Here is a 17,664-nt window from a genome sequence, read left to right as displayed (position 1 = left end):
AGGTATCTGTGAGCACCAACGTCACGACTTATCAAGCTCCGGCACTGGATAAAGTGCGCATCCTGGTGGTAGGCGACATCATGCTGGACCGCTACTGGTTCGGCGATGTCAGCCGCATTTCGCCGGAGGCGCCGGTGCCTATCGTCCGCATCGAGAAGCGCGAAGCGCGCCTGGGCGGCGCCGCCAACGTGGCGCGCAACGCCGCGGCGCTGGGCGCATACGCCGGCCTGCTGGGCGTGGTCGGCGCCGACGAGGCCGGCAATGAAGTGGAGCAGATGCTGCACAGCGGCGGCATCCAGAGCTATTTGAAGCGCGACGAAGCCATCTCCACCATCATCAAGCTGCGCGTGATTGGCCGCCAGCAGCAGATGGTGCGCATCGACTTCGAGGAAGCGCCGACCGACACCGTGCTGCGCGACAAGCTACTGCAATTCAAGGCGCTGCTGGCCGACTACGACGTGATCGTACTGTCGGACTACGCCAAGGGTTCGCTGGTCAACGTGGCCGACATGATCGCCTCGGCGCGCGCCGCCGGCAAGGTGGTGATGGTCGACCCGAAAGGCGACGACTTCACCCGCTACGCCGGCGCCACCGTGCTGACCCCGAACAAATCGGAAATGAAGCGCATCGTCGGCAGCTGGAACAGCGAAGAGCAACTGACCGCCAAGGCGCAGGCGCTGCGCACCGAGCTGAAACTCGATGCGCTGCTGCTGACCCGTTCGGAAGAGGGCATGACCCTGTACACCGACGGCGAGCAATTCCACATGCCGGCGCAGGCGCGCGAGGTGTTCGACGTCTCCGGCGCCGGCGACACGGTGATCGCCACCATGGCCGCCATGCTGGGCGCCGGTGTCGGCTGGAACGAAGCGGTGCAGACGGCCAATCGCGCCGGCGGCATCGTGGTCGGCAAGCTGGGCACGGCGACGGTCACGCGCGAGGAGCTGTTCAACGCCTGATGGCCGGGCTTTGATACTTGTCACAAAACCTTCATGGATTATCTGTCAACCGTCGCCGAGGCTGGCCGTTAAGGGTGTTCAAGGCGCGGTTGTCGCCCTTGCTTTTCACCCACCTTCATGGAGATTGAGACATGTTCAAGAAAATTTTGCTGGCAGTTGCGACCCTGGTCGTAACGATGGGCTTCGCTTTCGCGCAGGTCGATGTCAACAAGGCTGACGCCGCCGCTCTGGACTCGGTCAAGGGCATCGGTCCGGTCAAGTCGAAGGCCATCCTGGAAGAGCGCAAAAAAGGCGATTTCAAGGATTGGGCGGACTTCGAGAAGCGCGTGAAGGGCATCGGCGAGAAAAGCGCCGTCAAGCTGTCGCAGGCCGGCCTGGTCGTGAACGGCAAGCCGCTGGACGGCGCGCCAGCCGCAGCGGCTCCGGCCGCCAAAGCCGACAAGGCTGCAGCGAAAGCCGCCGCCAAGGCCGACAAGGCCGCTGCCGCCTCCACGCCAGCCGCTCCGCCTGCCAAGTAATTAATCCCCGTCAAGAAACGCCGGTGCTGAACATGTTCAGGCCGGCGTTTTTTTGTTGAGGATTTGTTTCCGGGTGAAAATCACTCATGGTTACGTGAGAAGATATTGCGACCATTTCACCGGAGACAGCAGATGCATAAAAATTCGCTCATCTTGTCCGCCCTGACCGTGCTGGCCGTCGCGCCCGCCGTCGCGGCCACGCCCGACACCAGCCGCCACCAGGCCCAGATCGACCAGGTCGTGCAGGAGATTTCTCCGGCCCGCATCGAAGGCTATATCAACAAGCTGGTGGGCTTCCGCACGCGCCACACGATGTCGGACACGGTCTCCGAGACCGAAGGCATCGGCGCGGCGCGGCGCTGGATCAAGAGCGAACTGGAGCGCTGCGGCGCGGCCCAGGGCGGCCGCCTGCAAGTGGCGTTCGACAGCCACATCGCGCCGGTCTCGGCGCGCATCAGCCGCCCGACCGAGATCGTCAACGTGGTGGCGACCTTGCCGGGCACGCAGCCCGCCTCGGTGGACCGCATGTACGTGGTCAGCGGCCACTACGACTCGCGCAACACCGACATCATGGACGCCAAGGGCGACGCCCCCGGCGCCAACGACGACGCCTCCGGCACCGCCGCCGTGATGGAGATGGCTTGCGTGATGGCCAAGTATAAATTCGACGCCACCCTGGTCTTCATGACGGTGGCGGCGGAAGAGCAGGGCTTGCTGGGTGCGGCGCACTGGGCCGAGCAGGCCAAACAGAAAAACCTGAACATCGCCGGCATGTTCACCAACGACATCATCGGCAGCTCGCGCGACGAGCACGGCAAGGTCGACAACACGCAAGTGCGCCTGTTCGCCGAAGGCCTGCCGGTGCAGAAGGAAAACAGCGACACCGTGCGCACCTTGATCCAGACCGGCGGCGAGAACGATTCGCTGTCGCGCCAGCTGGCGCGGGCGGTGAAGGAGGCGGGCGAGCGTTACGTGCCGAAGTTCAAGGTCAGCGTCATCCAGCGGCGCGACCGCTACCTGCGCGGCGGCGACCACATGCCGTTCCTGGAGCGCGGCTACGCGGCGCTGCGCTTCACCGAGCCGGCCGAGGACTTCAACCACCAGCACCAGAACATCCGCACCGAGAACGGCGTGCTGATCGGCGACCTGCCGCAGTACGACGACTTCAACTACATCGCCCAGGTGGCGCGGGTGAACGCGGCGGCCTTGTCCTCGCTGTCGCTGGCGCCGGCCGCGCCGGCCAAGGTGCAGGTGCGCACCGCCAAGCTGCAGAACGATACCGAGCTGGTGTGGCAAGCCAACGCCGAGCCGGACCTGGCGGGCTACCGCATCGTCTGGCGCGACACCGCGTCGGCCGAATGGCAGGGCAGCCAGTTCGTCGGCAAGGCCACCGAGTTCACGGTGCCGCTGTCGAAGGACAATTACTACTTCGGCGTGCAAGCGATCGACAACGACGGCAACGCCAGCCCGGCCAGCTACCCGACGCCGTTGCGGTGATACCATGGCGGGATGACGCTAAAAATCTCCCGCATCCTGCACGCAGGCTATGTCTTCGAATGCGATGGCACGCTGATCGCATTCGATCCCATATTTGAAAACCCCTTCAGCAGGAATTGCCACGCCTTCCCCGACGTGCGCTTCGACCTTGCGCAGATACGCGGGATGAAACCGGATGCGGTGTTCATCTCGCATTTCCATGACGACCATTGTTCGATGGAGAGCCTGGATCTGCTCGACCGCGATACGCCGATCTACCTGTACTGCCTGTTCGACGAACTGTTCGCGATGATACGGGAGCTGGGCTTCGTCAACGTGCTGACACTGAAGGTGGATGCGCCGGTGCAGGTCGGCGCGATCGAAGTCATCCCGCGCAAGGCATTGGACGCCGATGTCGATTCGATGTTCCACATCCGCGCCGCCGGCCTGAATGTGCTCAACGTGGTCGATTCGTGGATGGACCCGGAAACGCTGGAGCAGCTCAAGCCCTACGCGCCGTGGGACATGGTGTTGTGGCCGTTCCAGACCATGCGCGAGATCGACGTCATCGCGCCGTCGCGCGCGCAGGGCGGCGCACCCGCGCTGCCCGAAGAGTGGCCGGAGCAGCTGCAGGCGCTGGCGCCGCGCTACGTGGTGCCGAGTTCTTGCCAGTTCGTGCAGGAGCCGTGGTCCTGGTACAACCACGCGCTGTTCCCGATCACCTACCGCCAGTTCGCCGACGAGGTCGGCGCGTGGCTGCCCGGCGCCGCCGTCGTGCGCTTGAATCCTTCGGTGTCGGTGGCGCTGACGCCGCAAGGATTGACGCCAGCCGCGCCGCTGCCATGGGTGCTGCCGGTCGGCGAGCAGGATGTCGACTACGAGTACGACGCCGATATCACGCCGCCGCCAACGTCCGGCATCGCCCGCCACTTCGCGCCGCTGAGCGCCGAACACACGGCGCTGGCGCTGGACTACTGCCGCACCGGCCTGCTCGAAAAATACCGCGACATGGAACTGACGCCGGACAGCTACTTCGAAACGCCCTGCGTCTGGCAGCTGTCGGTCTATGACCATGACGGCGTGGCGCGGCAGTTCCGCTACCACGTCCACGGCGACGACATCGCGCTGGCCGGCGACGAGGAAGCGCCGACGTGGATGACCGAAATCCCCATCGCCAAGTTGTACGCGGGCCTGGCGCTGGGCGAGTCGCTGACGTCGATGTACATGCGCATCAACGGCGCGCCGCCCGACGCCGACATCGTCGATGATCCTTTGATACGCTGCCTGTTCAACGACGCCTTCGGCGCCTACCAGTCGGCACAACTGAAACGCATCAAGGAGAGAACCACATAATGACCTTTGGCCGTGCCTTGCTTATCGCCGCCATGCTGTGCGCCTCCACCTCGCAGGCGCAATCGGTGGCCTTCACTTTCGACGATGGCCCCGGGCTGGAGACGACGCCGCTGCTGTCGCCGCAGCAGCGCAACCAGGCGCTGCTCGACGCGCTGGCCGTGCACCATGCGCAGGCGGCATTGTTCGTCACCTGCGGCTTCGGCGCCGACAAGCCGGAAGGCTATGCGCTGGCCAGGGCATGGGGGCAGGCGGGGCACGCGCTCGGCAATCACACGATGACGCATCCGGACCTGAACAGCGCCCAGCTTTCCCTGGCACAGTACCGGCAGGAAGTGCAGGACTGCGACCGCATCACGTCGACCTTGCCGGGGTATCGGAAGTGGTTCCGCTACACCTTTCTGCGCGAAGGCAATACGCCGGAAAAGCGCGACGGCATGCGGGCCTTCCTCAAGCAGAGCGGCTATCGCAACGGCTACGTCAGCCTCGACACCAGCGACTGGCGGCTGGACCAAAAATTGAACGAGGTGCTGCGCGCCGACCCCAAGGCCGACATCGCGCCGATCAGGCAAGCCTACCTGTCGCACGTGCGCCAGCGCGCCATCGCCTACCGCGACCTGTCGCGCAAGCTGGAGGGGCGCGATATCCCGCAGGTCATGCTGATGCACCACAACCTGATCAACGCGCTGTGGCTCAAGGACGTGATCCAGCTGTTCGTCGACATGGGCTGGACCATCACCACGCCGGCGCAGGCGTTTGCCGATCCGGTCTACCAGTTGCAGCCGGAACGCCCGGCGCCGGGCCAGAGCCTGTTGCTGTCGATCGCCCGCACGCGCGGCATGGGCAAGTTCGAGGGCTGGGAGCGGGTGGTCGATGACGGCGACTTCGAGATCAACGCGCTGGACGCCGCCGCAGGTGCGCTGGCGCCCCGCAGTAAGGATTCGCTGAAAAACTAAGAGATAGGTAAGGCCGAGCCGCGCGGTGACGGTCCTTGTCCGCCGGGCACAGTGTTTGATATGAGCTACCATCGGTATGGCCTTTACTTTGTCCAGGCGCTTACTTACCGACGAGCAGGATTGGGTGCTGGTGGCGACTGCACGCAAGCACGCCAATGCGGCAGTGGGCGAGCCAGCCGGATTAGGTCTCGATAGCTAATAATCTTGCTTATAAAAAGCCAAGCTGAAGCAGTCGAACTCGGGTTGCTTAAAACGGGAACCAGTTCTAACTCTGCTGGTCAAACAAACATGAAACTGGTTTACCGCTATCGCGTGAAATCGTTGACCGGTCTGTTGAATCAACAGGCACGGATGGTGAACTTCGTTTGGAACTACTGCAATGACAGGCAGAAGGATGCACTGCGTTTCAATCGCCGCTGGCATACAGGGTTTGATCTGATTAAGCTGACCACCGGCTGTAGCAAGGAACTGAAATTACATTCAGGTACGGTTAACGATGTGTGTCAGCAGTACGCCAAATCGCGCACGCTGTCGCGCCGTGCGTATTTGCGTTACCGTGGCCGAAAGTCCTTGGGCTGGGTACCGATCAAGGGCCGTGAACTGAAGCGGGAGGGCAATGCCTTCCGCTTCGCCGGCAACACCTTTCGGGTGTTTTACTCACGACCGCTACCCGAGGGGAAAATCCTCGATGGTACCAACTTCTCCCGTGATCGCCGGGGCAACTGGTTCCTGAACATTGCGCTGGAAGTGGTGACGTCACCTGCGAGAGTTCCGGTGCGCGGCATCGGCATCGATCTGGGCCTGAAGGACATTGCCACGCTGTCGAACGGTGACAAGATTGCAGCACCGCACATCTACCGTGATGCCGAGGCTGCGCTGGCGGTGGCGCAACGTGCGCGCAAGGCACGACGGGTGAAGGCCATCCATGCCAAGATCGCTAATTGTCGCAGCGATTTTCTTCACAAGCTTTCCGCCCGCATAGTGCGCGACTTCGACTACATCATTGTTGGCAACATTAATGCTGCGGCGCTCGCCAAAACCAGCATGGCGAAATCTGTTCTTGATGCAAGCTGGTCGTCCCTTCGCAGTCAACTGGCGTACAAGGCTGTTAAGCATGGCGCATGGTTCGAGGAAGTGGACGAACGTTTTACCACCCAGGTCTGCTCGAATTGTGGCGCGATGCCCAAAACAAGGCCGAAAGGTATCGCAGACCTTGGAGTAAGAGAGTGGCGATGCTGCGATTGCGGTGCAGAACATGATCGTGATCTCAATGCTGCGTTAAACATTCTCCGTCGCGGACGTGCGACGCTGGCAGCAGGAATTCCCATGCTTTAGCGCGGGGTGGACGTCAACGTGTTCTTTCTGGTCATGCGCCAGGCCGGTTTCACGAAGGAGAAATTCGGCGAGCTGAAACAGGCGCAGGCTAACTTGGACCGGCTGGCGATAGCCGAGTGACAAGTTCACCAAGACCGGGCCGCTCCATCATGGCGTCTGGAGCGCAATTGCTTTGCTGGCGCTGCCAGGGCGGGGCTAGTGCCCGATCTGGCTAAACGCTTTAGCTGAACACCTTGTCGGCCGGCAGGTTGGCCAGGAAGGCGTGGATCTGCGAGACCACGGCCGCGCCTTCGCCCACCGCTGCGGCGACCCGCTTGGTCGAGCCGGCGCGCACGTCGCCGATGGCGAACACGCCGGGCACGCTGGTCTCGAGCGCCGCGCGCGACGGCAGCTCGCGCGGATAGACGCCGTTGGAGAAGTTGGCCTTGCACTGGGCCTTGGTGACGTCGAAGCCGGTGCGGATGAAGCCGTGGGCGTCGACGTCCACGCCGCAGTCGCCCAGCCAGTCGGTGTTCGGATCGGCGCCGATGAACAGGAACACGCGGCAAACGTCGTAGTCGCATTCCTCGCCGCTCTTCATGCCGCGGATGCGCACCTGCTTCAAGCCATCGTCGTCGCCTTCCAGCGCGACGATTTCCGTCTGCGTGTGCAGCTCGATGTTGGGCGTGGCCTGGATGCGCTCGATCAGGTAGCTCGACATGGTCGAGGCCAGGCTGTCCTTGCGGATCAGCATGTGCACCTTGGCCGCGTGGCTGGCCAGGAACACCGCCGCCTGGCCGGCCGAATTGCCGCCGCCGACCAGCACGATCTCTTCGGTCTTGCACAGCTTGGCCTCGATCGGCGAGGCCCAGTAGTACACGCCCTTGCCTTCGAACTGGCGCAGGTTGGCCAGCGACGGCCGGCGGTAGCGCGCGCCGCACGACAGCACCACGGTGCGCGCCTTCAGCCGTTGCAGGCTGCCGCACATTTCCACCTGCAGCGGATAAGTGTCGCAGATCAAGCGGCCGGCCGGGGCCGGGATCGCCACCTCGACGCCGAACTTCTGCGCCTGCACGTAGGCGCGGCCGGCCAGCGCGCGGCCGGAGACGCCGGTGGGAAAGCCCAGGTAGTTCTCGATGCGGGCGCTGGCGGCGGCCTGGCCGCCGTAGGCGCGCGTTTCCAGCGCCAGCACCGACAAGCCTTCGGACGCGGCGTACACCGCCGTCGCCAGGCCGGCGGGACCGGCGCCGACCACGATCACGTCCCAGATCTTTTCGCTGTCGATCTCGGGCAGCATGCCGAGGCAGCGGCCGATCTCGACCACGGTCGGGTTCTTCTTGACCACGCCGTCCGGGCACACCACCAGCGGCAGCTCTTCCGGCTTGGGCTGGTAGTGCGCCATCAGGTCGGCGGCCTGCTGGTCCAGTTCCGGATCGAGCACGCTGTGCGGGTGGCCGTTGGCCGACAGGAAGCTTTGCAGCGTGTGGATGCGGCCGTGGCCGCGCGGGCCGACGATCACCGGGCCGCCGGAGTTCTGCTCGATCAGGCCGACGCGGCGCAGGATCAGCGCGCGCACGATGCGCTCGCCCAGGTCGGCGTGCGCCACCAGCAGCGCGCGCAGCGATTCGGACGGCAGCTCCAGCACCTCGACCGCGCCGACCGCCAGGCCGTTGCCCAGCGACGGCCGGCCCGACAGCTGCGAGACTTCGCCGCTGAACTGGCCCGGCGTGTGGGTGGTGATGTAGGAAGTATTGCCCAGGCCGTCGTAGCGGCTCACTTCGATGCCGCCCTTGAGCACCAGCATCAGGCCGAAGCTGGTCTTGCCGGCTTCGAAGATCAGCTCGCCGTCGTTGAAATGGCGCACGCGGCCGAAGCGGTGCATATGCTTGATGTCGGCCGCGCTGAGCGTGGGGAAGATCTGGTGGCTGCGCTTTTCCAGGTCGAGACCGGTGAGCGGCGTCGGCTCGTCCGGCGTGTCTTCGGGGAGCAGTTCCATAGGGGTTGTAGCCATGACGATTCCGGAAAATGAGAGTGGTGACAGGAGTGTTGCAAGTCTAGCGCATGGCGGCCGCCCGGTGCAAAATCTTCAGCCTCGGGCAGCTTGCCATACGCGCAAGCCGAACTCGGATTAAAATGCCTCTTTTGGCGAAATAACTGACGATAGAACACGATGGCTTACAAGACTCTGGAAGATACGATAGGCAACACGCCGCTGGTACAGCTGACGCGCCTGCCAGGCGCGGACGCGCTGGCCCGTAACAACGTCATACTGGGCAAGCTCGAAGGCAATAATCCGGCCGGTTCGGTCAAGGACCGCGCCGCCATGTCCATGCTCAAGCGCGCCGAGGAACGGGGCGACATCAAGCCCGGCGATACGCTGATCGAGGCGACCAGCGGCAACACCGGCATCGCGCTGGCGATGGCGGCGGCGCTGCGCGGCTACAAGATGCTGCTGCTGATGCCGGAGAACCTGAGCGTGGAACGGCGCCAGAGCATGGCCGCCTACGGCGCCCAGATCATGCTCACGCCCAAGACCGGCGGCATGGAGTACGCGCGCGACATGGCCGAGCAATTGCAGAAGGACGGCAAGGGCATCATCCTCGACCAGTTCGGCAACTTCGATAATTCGCGCGCCCACTACGAAGGCACGGGCCCGGAAATCTGGCGCGACACCGACGGCCGCGTGACGCACTTCGTCAGCGCCATGGGCACCACCGGCACCATCATGGGCGTGTCGCGGTATTTGAAGGAGCGGAATCCGGCGGTGCAGATCATCGGCGCCGAGCCGGAAGAGGGCTCGTCGATACCGGGCATCCGCAAGTGGCCGGAGGCGTATCTGCCGAAGATCTATGAGCGCTCGCGGGTGGACCAGGTGGAGCCGGTGTCGCAGGCGGCGGCCGAGCGCATGGCGCGCCGCATGGCTGCCGAGGAAGGCATCTTCTGTGGAATTTCGGCGGCGGGCGCCTGCGAAATCGCGCTGCGCATCTCGCAAACGGTGGAGAACGCAACCATCGTGTTCATCGTTTGCGATCGCGGCGACCGCTACTTGTCGACCGGGGTATTCCCGGCGTAAGGTGTTGCTTCCCTCGCCCCCGGATAAGGGGGAGGGTTCGCTGCAGGACGACGGCTAGTATCAGCCCTGGCCGCCTGGTTCGCCTTCTTTAGGCTTGAACTGCTTGTCGCTGATGCGGAACTTGTTGCGGCGATCGCCCATCAGGTAACGCAGGTCGCGAATGCTCAGGTCGCTCACTTCGTGCATGCGGATCAGCAGCGAAGCGCCAACCGGCAGGCGGTGGTGGCGGATTTTGCTGATGACCGGCGGCGCCACTTCCAGTGCGCGCGACAGGGCCGCGTCGTTTTTCAGACGCAGGTTCTCGATCAGGGTATCGAGCAGGCGGTTGGGATTGTATTGCAGCAGATCATCGCCATCCGCATCGTTGTTCATATCTATGCCGACTTGGTTTGTCATGATTTCGTCTTTTCCTTCTGTAAAGTTGTCCTGCAAAGTAAAACACTCGGAGCTCGCTTTGCTGCGTTAATGTTCATCCTTACCAAGGAACGAATTCACACACGGACGGATTCCGGGATAACAAGTTTCATAATATATACACAATTGTACAACAACATGCCTTCTAATACTCATAAGCAATAAAAAAACCTGATTGCCGTGAGTTATTGTTGTCCGGTTGCAACATTGTGTGAGAATTATACACCCACTGATATGCTAAGCTGCCTGTGCACACTTTTAATGAACATACAAAGTTAATTATAAATTAATTTTGTTGTAGAACGGCTTACGTTTGCCCCCGCAGCTATGCCAGTGTGTACAGATAATTGCCAAGTGTCAACTAAACAATACAGTCAGCAAGTCTGCGCGGCAACCTTCTTTACGCTTCCTTACAAACCGCCGCGCGCCAGACGCACGGCGCGCCCCAGCTCCACCACCGACATCGCATAGAAATAACTGCGGTTGTATTGAGTGATCGCAAAGAAATTATTGTTCGCCAGCCAGTACTCGGTCGGCTCGGCGCCGTTCTGCAAGTCCACCAAACCATAGGTCTGCTGTTCCGGCACCGGCACCGTGGTGGTGACGCCGGCCGCCGTCAGTTCCTGCGGGCGGTACTTGGCGCTCAGGCCCTGGTTGATCATGCTTTCCCAGGCGCGGTTGGGCGACACGGCGGCAGAGTATACCAGCGGGCCGCCGACGTCGCGCTGCCAACCGTGCGCCACCAGGAAGGCCGCCACGCTGCCGATGGCGTCGGTGCCGGAGTTGAGCAGGTCGACCTTGCCGCTGCCGTCGAAATCAACCGCGTATTTCATCACGCTGCTGGGCATGAACTGCGGCATGCCGATGGCGCCGGCGAACGAGCCGCGCAGCGACAGCGGATCGAGCTCGTTCTGGCGCGCGAACAGCAGCGTCGCTTCCAGTTCGCCGCGGAAGAAGGCCATGCGCTCGCTGCGCTGCGGCGCCTCGGGGTAGGAGAAGGCCAGCGTGGTCAGCGCGTCGACCACGCGGAAGCGGCCGGTGTTGCGGCCGTATACGGTTTCCACGCCGAGAATGCCGACCAGGATTTCCGCCGGCACGCCGTACAGGGCCTCGGCCCGTTCCAGCGCGTCGCGGTTTTCGTTCCAGAATTTGACGCCGTTGTCGATGCGCACCGGGTCGACGATCAGCCGGCTGTAGGCTTGCCAGTTCTTCGGCTTGCCCGGCGGCGCGGGCTTGACCAGCTGCACCGCCGCATCGACGTAGCGCACCTGGCCCATCAGGGTGTTCAGCGCGGCGCGGTCGAAGCCGTCGCGGCTGGCGACGTCGTCGAGGAAGGCGCGCACTTCCTTCCATTCGCCGAAGTTGACGAACTCGCCGACGTAGTCGATAGGCGGCGGACCCTTCTTGGCGGGCGGCGCTTTTTTCTTCGGCTGCATGCTGGGCGGCAGCTTGTAGCCGTAGGGGTCGACGGCGGCGGCTTGGCCGAGGGTGGCGGCGCCCAGCAGCAGGGCGGTAATCAGAGTCTTCATCGGCATAAGGGTAGCAGTGTTTTCAGCGTCGTCAGCGACGCCGAACGTGGTTCGGAACCGGCGACGCCATACTTCAGCGCGCCGTACAGTGTTAAAAATTTCTCCATCGCGGCCAGCTTGGCCGGGCTGGCCTGCATGGTGCGCAGGCGGGCGGCGTAGCTGAGCGGGCCCTCGTCCGGGCGGCGCGCGTAACCGTGGCGCGCCTGCTGCCGGCAAAAACGGTGGTACAGCCCGTCCAGCGGCGCCAGCGGCCGCTGTTGCCGCCGCCAGTACAGCCCGTACAGCAGGGCGCACACCAGCGCCGCACCGAGTGCGCTGCGCCAGTTGGCGAAGGCCGAGCTTAGTTCTTCAAGGAAACCTCGCTGCCTCTCTGGATTGTAATCCAGGACCCATTGATTCCAAGCATTATTCAACGCGGCGTAGTTGAATCTCAACTTGCCCAGCCACGAATCGGGGTCGTTTCGCAGGTTCAGCAAGGGGCCGAAGCCGAAGCCGGACGGCTGCGGCAGCGCCTGCGCCAGGTTGTGGGCGATGCGTTCGGGGGCGACGGCGGCGGTCGGGTCGATGCGGCGCCAGCCGGCGCCCGGCGCCCAGAATTCGGCCCAGGCGTGGGCGTCGGACTGGCGCACGGTCAGGTAGCCGTCCACCGGGTTCAGTTCGCCGCCCTGGTAGCCGGTCACCACCCGCGCCGGCACGTTCATGGCGCGCATCAGCACCACGAAGGCGCCGGCGTAGTGTTCGCAGAAGCCGGCCTTGCTGCCGAACAGGAAATCGTCGACCGCGTCGCGGCCCAGCAGCGGCGGTTGCAGGGTGTAGGCGTAGCCGCCGTCGTGGAAGCGCTGCATCACTTGCAGCGCGGCGCCGGCGGCCTCGCGCGCGGACAGCGGGGCGTCGGCGGCGGCGTTGGGGGCGGCGGCCGGGCGCAGCGCGCGCGCCAGGGCCAAGGTGCGCGGGTTGAAGCCGGACGGCAGTTCGGTCCAGCGCAGCATGCGCTGCGGCTGTTCGTCGGCCTGCACGCGGAAATCGGTCCAGGCGCTCGCTTCGTAGCGCACGCGCTGCGTGACCGGCTCGCTGGTGAAGAATTCCAGTTCGTCGGAGTCGTGCACGCGGTAGCCGGGCAGCGACAGCGTCGGCCCGCTCAGTTCCAGCGCCGCCAGCCAGCGGGTGTTGGTCGCTTCCATCGTGATCTCGTGGCGCAGCGGCTGGCCGCGCGTGGCGATGCCCACGTCCAGGCGCTGCAGGCCGCGCCGGCGCGGCACGCGGGTCCAGGTGCGGCCGTCGTAGTCGCCCAGTACGATGCTGCGCCAGTACAGCTGGCCCTGGGGCGGCATGGGGTCCAGGAAGCGCACGCGGAAGGCCACGGCTTCCGACTGCGCCAGCGAGGACAGCGAGCCCGGCGCCATGCTGTCGGAGATGCCGGTGTGGCCGCTGTGGGCGTCGCCCGGCAGGCCCCACAGCGGTCCCTGGATGCGCGGGAAGCCGACGAACATCAACAGCGCCAGCGGCGCCGCCAGCAGCGCGGTGCTGGCGGCGGTGCGCAGGCGCCGGCGCAGCGGCGGCACGGCGCCGGTGTACTGGAACGATTGTTGCGCCGTCAGCAGCACGATCAGGGTGGCGCCCATGCACAGCGCGGTCAACATGGTTTGCGCGTAGAAGAAATTGGTCAGCAGCACGAAGAAGCTGAGGAAGATCACCACGAACAGGTCGCGTTTGGCGCGCATCTCCAGCAGCTTGAAGGCCAGCAGCAGCGCCAGCATGGCGACGCCGGCGTCGCGCCCCAGCAGCGTGTGGTAGCTGCGGTAGACGCCGGCCATCGCCGCCAGCGAGACCGGCAGCAGCAGCCACAGCGGCGGCATGCGCTTGCCGCGCCATGTGAGGGCGGCGCGCCACAGCAAGGTGGCGCACACCACGGCGCTGATCCACGGCGGCAGATGGGCGAAGTGCGGCGCCAGCACCATCAGCGCGGCGGCCAGCAGCAGCAGGGTGTCGGACTTGTCGCGCGTCAGGCGCAGCGCCAGCGCGTTCATGCCTGGCCCTCGCGGCCGAACAGCGCCAGCGCGCGCAGGCAGGCGGCCTGGTGGGCGTCGCCCAGCGCCGGGCCGTATTCGTGCTGCGCCAGGCGGAAGCTGTAGGGCAGGGCGCGCCGCTCGGCCTCCAGCACCCAGCGCGCCATGCGCGACAGTTTCAGTTCCAGCGCCATCTGCAGCGGCAGCTCGGCGAAGTCGAGGCACAGCTCGGCCACGGCGCCGCCGTCGAAATGCTTGGTGACCAGCTGCCCGCCCAGCGCCGGATCGTGGCGGGCGATCTGGCGCCAGGCCAGGTGGCGCATCGGGTCGCCCGGCTGGTAGCTGCGGATGCCGGCGAAATTGTCCAGCCCCACGGTGCCGTGGCCGTCCTCGCTGGCGGCGCCGCTGGACGGCAGCGGCTGCGCCGGGTACTCGGGCGCCGGATACACCAGCGCCTTGAGCGCCGGCCGCCAGTAGCTCCAGGCGCGGAACAGGCCCAGCGGGAAGCGCGTGACGAGGCGGATGCGCGGCGCCTCCAGCCAGCCGCGTTCGGTGGTGGCGGCCGACAGCCGCACCGTGCTGGCGCCGCCGGCCAGGATGTCGGTGACCTGGCGCGGCTCGCCGTCGGCCTGGAAGCCCAGCCAGACGGCGTAGCGATCGCGCTTGCCGCGGTTGTGCAGCTGCAGTTCGAACTGCGCCTCCTCGCCGGCGAACACCGGCTGCGCGCGGCCGGGCGACAGTTGCAGACGGGCCAGGTTGCTGGCGGTCTGGACCATGTCGGCCACGGCGCAGGCGCCGGCAAAGAAGGTCAGCGCGAAGCCCAGGCCGAGGTTGTAGTTGAGAGAGCCGATCAGCATCAGCAGCAGCAGGCCGGCGAAGGCCAGGCCCGGCCGCGTCGGCACGATGAACACACGGCGCATCGTCAGCGTGACCTGGCCCGGCTCGCTGGGGCCGAGCTGGAACAGCCACTTGTCGCGCGCCTGGCGATAGAGCGATCGCGGCGATGGCAGCGGGCCGTTCATGGCGGCCTAGACCGGCACCGACTCTTGCAGTTGCAGCACCAGGTCGCGGCTGGCCAGCGCCACGCCGTGCGCCGATTTCAACGGCCGCAGGCGGTGCGCGCACACCGGCACCAGCACCGCCTGCACGTCTTCCGGCAGCACGTGGTCGCGGCCCTCGAGCGCGGCCCAGGCGCGCGCGGCCTGCAGCAGCGCGATGGCGGCGCGCGGGCTCATGCCCTCGGCGAACAGGCCGTTCTGGCGCGAGGCGGCGGCCAGCGCCTGCACGTAGTCGATCAGCGCCGGCGCCGCGTGGATGCGCTTGAGCGCCAGCTGGGCCTCCGCCAGCTCGGCCGGCGCCATCGCCGGCTGCAGCGCCTTGAGCAGCACGCGCCGGTCCTCGCCCATCAGCAACGCGCGCTCGGCGGCGGCGTCCGGGTAGCCCAGCGACAGGCACATCAGGAAGCGGTCCAGCTGCGATTCCGGCAGCGGGAAGGTGCCGATCTGGTGGGTGGGGTTTTGCGTGGCGATGACGAAGAACGGTTCCGGCAGCGGCCGGGTGACGCCGTCGGCGCTGACCTGGCGCTCTTCCATCGCCTCCAGCAGGCCGGACTGGGTCTTGGGCGTGGCGCGGTTGATCTCGTCGGCCAGCAGCACCTGCGTGAAGATGGGGCCGGGGTGGAACACGAAGCCGTTCTTCTCGCGCTGGTAGATCGAGATGCCGTTGACGTCGGCCGGCAGCAGGTCGCTGGTGAACTGGATGCGGTTGAAGCGCAGCCCCAGCGAGATCGCCAGCGCGTGCGCCAGGGTGGTCTTGCCGACGCCGGGCACGTCCTCGACCAGCAGGTGGCCGCCGGCCAGCAGGCAGGTCAGGGCCTGGCGGATGTGCAGCTCCTTGCCGACGATGATGCTGCCGACCTGCCGGGCCACGGCGTGCAGTTTTGTGTACATGGTATCGATGGGAGTTGAGCGCTGTACAGATTCTATGCGAGAAACTGCCCAGGCGATACCATGTGCTGCTGCGGCCTACTCGGCGTGTTTCAGGTGTTGGTCGAGGAAGGTCTCGACTTGCTTCCAGAAGGCGATGCGGTTTTCCGGATGGCGCCAGCCGTGGCCTTCATCGTTGTAGATGATGGAGGTCACGTTCGGGTTGTGGGCCTTGACGGCGGCGGCGAAGCTGTTGGCGTGCTCGATCGGCACGCGCAGGTCCTTCAGGCCGTGCGCCATCAGCAGCGGCTGCTTGAGCTCGGCGGCGCGCAGCAGCGGCGAGTTCTGGCGCATCATCGCGGCGTCGGCCGCGTTGTCGGGGTCGCCGACCAGCAGGCGCAGGCTGTAGCCCAGGGTTTCCTTCGACGCGTCCGACTCGGTGGAGGTGAAGCGCAGCTTGATGTCGGTCGCGCCGGCCCATTCGACGCCGCAGCGGAACACGGCCGGGTCCTTGATCAGGCCCATCAGCGTGGCGTAGCCGCCGTAGCTGGCGCCCATGATGGCCACGCGCCGGGGATCGGCCCAGCCCTGTTTGGCGGCCCAGCGCGCGGCGTCGGCCAGGTCGTCCTGCATGGTGCCGCCCCATTGCTTCCAGCCGGCGCGGAAATGGTCGGCGCCGAAGCCGGTGCCGCCGCGGAATTCCGGCTGGATCACGACGTAGCCGCGCGAGGCCAGGAAGGCCGCCTCGGCGTCCCATTCCCACGCGCCGCCGCGCACCATCGGGCCGCCGTGCACCAGCACCACGGCCGGCTGCGGCCCGCCGACCTTGGCGGCCGGCAGCGTCACGTAGACGGGGATCGAACGGTCGTCGCGCGCCGTGTAGCGGTGGAAGCTGCGCCGGCCCATCTCGGCCGGCTTGAGGTCGGGATGGACGCCGCCCAGTCCGATCATGGCGCCGCTGGCGCGGGTGTACAGGATGAATTGCAGCGGCTGGCGGTCGGAGTTGGAGGCGATCAGCAGCACCGGGCTGGCGGCGCAGTCCTGCGCGCAATGCACGGTGTTGATGGCGCCGGGCAGGGCGGCGTCGATCCTGGCCTGCTCGGCCTTCATCGCCGGGTCCAGCCAGGCGGTGGTGCCGGCGTCGGTGCGCAGGTGGATGCCGAGCAGCTTCCTGGTGGCGCGGTCCACCTCGGGGACGCCGTCGAAGTCGTAGCCCGGCGTTTCGACGAAGGGTTCGGCGTCCATCTTCATGGTCTTCAGCTTGTAGCGGAACAGCGCGGCGTAGCCCTTGTAGTTGGCGCGCACATACAGCGTGTCGGCGCCGTCGAAGAACAGCGGCACGAAGCGCTGGTCCTGGTAGCAGACGCCATTGCTGATCTCGGTCCAGCTGGTGTCGTCGACGTTGCGGTAGGAGGCGATGCAGTGGCCCTTGACTTGCGAGGTGACCACGCGCGGCACGTCGTTGCCGTCGGTGAACCAGGCGTGCACCGCCGGCGGCTGGGTGCCGTCGAAGGCGCTGCGCAGGGACTGGGTGCGGGTGTTCAGGCGCATCAGGCGCGAATGGTCGGGCGCCAGGTCGGTGTTGTTCCACATGTAGCGCTCGACCAGGATGTCGTCCGAGCCGTCGTGGGTGACGCCGTGGTAGGCGTATTCGGCGGTCAGGGTGCGGTTGACCATATTGCTGCCGATCTGCTTTTGCTGGTGGCCCCAGCTGCCGGCGATCAGGTGCACGCGGTTGTCGCCGTTGCGGTCGATGGCGAACTCGTCGAGGTTGCCCTCGAATTCGTTGTCCAGGTTCTTGACGGTGAAGCCGACGCGGTGGTCGTTGATCCAGTGGATGCTGGTGATGGTGGCGCGCTCGATGGCGGTCTTGGCCAGCACGGTCACCTTGCTCAGGTCGCTGGTGTCGCGCACGGCCAGCGCCTGCACGCCGCCAGGCAGCAAGGTGGTGATGGCCACATAGCCGCCCTTGGGCGACAGCTCGGCCTGGCTGACCTGGGGCGTATCGAAGAAGCTGGCGACGGCCGGGGCGGCGTCGGCGGCATGGCCGTCAACGCTGAGCAGCGCGGCCGTCGCCAGCGCCAGGGAGCGGAAGAGAGGATGACTTGCCATGCAATACCTTTGTTGTTAAGTAATCGACAATGATA

14 protein-coding genes are annotated in these 17,664 nt (G+C 65.6%); 7 read left to right on the top strand and 7 right to left on the bottom strand.

Annotation, left to right across the window (positions count from 1 at the left end):
• Positions 1-8: 8 nt before the first annotated feature.
• From rfaE1 to KVP70_RS03750, 6 genes are all read left to right on the top strand, one after another.
• Positions 9-956 carry a D-glycero-beta-D-manno-heptose-7-phosphate kinase gene (rfaE1, locus tag KVP70_RS03775; RefSeq protein ID WP_217940758.1) on the top strand — a complete coding sequence of 316 codons (948 nt, stop codon included), beginning with the start codon at positions 9-11 and terminating at the stop codon, positions 954-956.
• Positions 957-1,087: 131 nt separating this feature from the next.
• The gene (locus KVP70_RS03770) at positions 1,088-1,474 is read left to right on the top strand and encodes a ComEA family DNA-binding protein (RefSeq protein ID WP_217940756.1); all 387 of its coding nucleotides are present in this window, start codon (positions 1,088-1,090) and stop codon (positions 1,472-1,474) included.
• A gap of 132 nt (positions 1,475-1,606) precedes the next feature.
• Positions 1,607-2,971 carry a M20/M25/M40 family metallo-hydrolase gene (locus KVP70_RS03765; RefSeq protein ID WP_217940753.1) on the top strand — a complete coding sequence of 455 codons (1,365 nt, stop codon included), beginning with the start codon at positions 1,607-1,609 and terminating at the stop codon, positions 2,969-2,971.
• 12 nt (positions 2,972-2,983) lie between these two features.
• On the top strand, positions 2,984-4,303 hold the full coding sequence (locus KVP70_RS03760) for an MBL fold metallo-hydrolase (RefSeq protein ID WP_217940751.1): 1,320 nt from the start codon (positions 2,984-2,986) through the stop codon (positions 4,301-4,303).
• Complete coding sequence (locus KVP70_RS03755; protein ID WP_217940749.1) at positions 4,303-5,256, top strand: polysaccharide deacetylase family protein; 954 nt, start codon at positions 4,303-4,305, stop codon at positions 5,254-5,256. The genes KVP70_RS03760 and KVP70_RS03755 overlap by 1 nt, the downstream gene beginning before the upstream one ends.
• A 288-nt stretch (positions 5,257-5,544) precedes the next feature.
• Entirely contained in the window at positions 5,545-6,591 is a 1,047-nt protein-coding gene (locus tag KVP70_RS03750; protein ID WP_217940747.1) for an RNA-guided endonuclease InsQ/TnpB family protein, read from the top strand.
• A 220-nt stretch (positions 6,592-6,811) separates the two neighbouring features.
• Here the strand turns inward: KVP70_RS03750 and KVP70_RS03745 are convergent, their stop codons facing one another.
• Entirely contained in the window at positions 6,812-8,581 is a 1,770-nt protein-coding gene (locus KVP70_RS03745) for an FAD-dependent oxidoreductase (protein ID WP_217940746.1), read from the bottom strand.
• Positions 8,582-8,740: 159 nt separating this feature from the next.
• Between KVP70_RS03745 and cysM the strand changes: the two genes are divergently transcribed.
• Positions 8,741-9,643, top strand: coding sequence for a cysteine synthase CysM (gene cysM, locus KVP70_RS03740; RefSeq protein WP_217940744.1), 903 nt, complete (start codon positions 8,741-8,743; stop codon positions 9,641-9,643).
• Between the two features lie 60 nt (positions 9,644-9,703).
• Here the strand turns inward: cysM and KVP70_RS03735 are convergent, their stop codons facing one another.
• The 6 genes from KVP70_RS03735 to KVP70_RS03710 all read right to left on the bottom strand — a co-directional run bounded on the left by KVP70_RS03735 (position 9,704) and on the right by KVP70_RS03710 (position 17,629).
• Complete coding sequence (locus KVP70_RS03735) at positions 9,704-10,039, bottom strand: hypothetical protein (protein WP_008446241.1); 336 nt, start codon at positions 10,037-10,039, stop codon at positions 9,704-9,706.
• A gap of 428 nt (positions 10,040-10,467) precedes the next feature.
• Complete coding sequence (gene mltB, locus KVP70_RS03730; protein WP_217940742.1) at positions 10,468-11,592, bottom strand: lytic murein transglycosylase B; 1,125 nt, start codon at positions 11,590-11,592, stop codon at positions 10,468-10,470.
• The gene (locus KVP70_RS03725; RefSeq protein WP_217940740.1) at positions 11,583-13,613 is read right to left on the bottom strand and encodes a transglutaminase TgpA family protein; all 2,031 of its coding nucleotides are present in this window, start codon (positions 13,611-13,613) and stop codon (positions 11,583-11,585) included. The genes mltB and KVP70_RS03725 overlap by 10 nt, the downstream gene beginning before the upstream one ends.
• Entirely contained in the window at positions 13,610-14,614 is a 1,005-nt protein-coding gene (locus tag KVP70_RS03720; RefSeq protein WP_217940738.1) for a DUF58 domain-containing protein, read from the bottom strand. Before KVP70_RS03720 ends, KVP70_RS03725 begins: the two co-directional genes overlap by 4 nt.
• A 6-nt stretch (positions 14,615-14,620) precedes the next feature.
• Positions 14,621-15,541: an AAA family ATPase gene (locus tag KVP70_RS03715; protein WP_217940737.1), complete on the bottom strand. Its 921-nt coding sequence runs from the start codon at positions 15,539-15,541 to the stop codon at positions 14,621-14,623.
• Between the two features lie 75 nt (positions 15,542-15,616).
• Positions 15,617-17,629 carry an alpha/beta hydrolase family protein gene (locus tag KVP70_RS03710; protein ID WP_217940736.1) on the bottom strand — a complete coding sequence of 671 codons (2,013 nt, stop codon included), beginning with the start codon at positions 17,627-17,629 and terminating at the stop codon, positions 15,617-15,619.
• Positions 17,630-17,664: the final 35 nt, after the last annotated feature.

Origin of the sequence: Duganella violaceipulchra (assembly GCF_019166075.1) — a bacterium.
GTDB lineage: Bacteria > Pseudomonadota > Gammaproteobacteria > Burkholderiales > Burkholderiaceae_D > Rugamonas > Rugamonas violaceipulchra.
The sequence above is the reverse complement of the archived record's forward strand: the minus strand, read 5'-3'. Positions and strand labels throughout refer to the sequence as shown.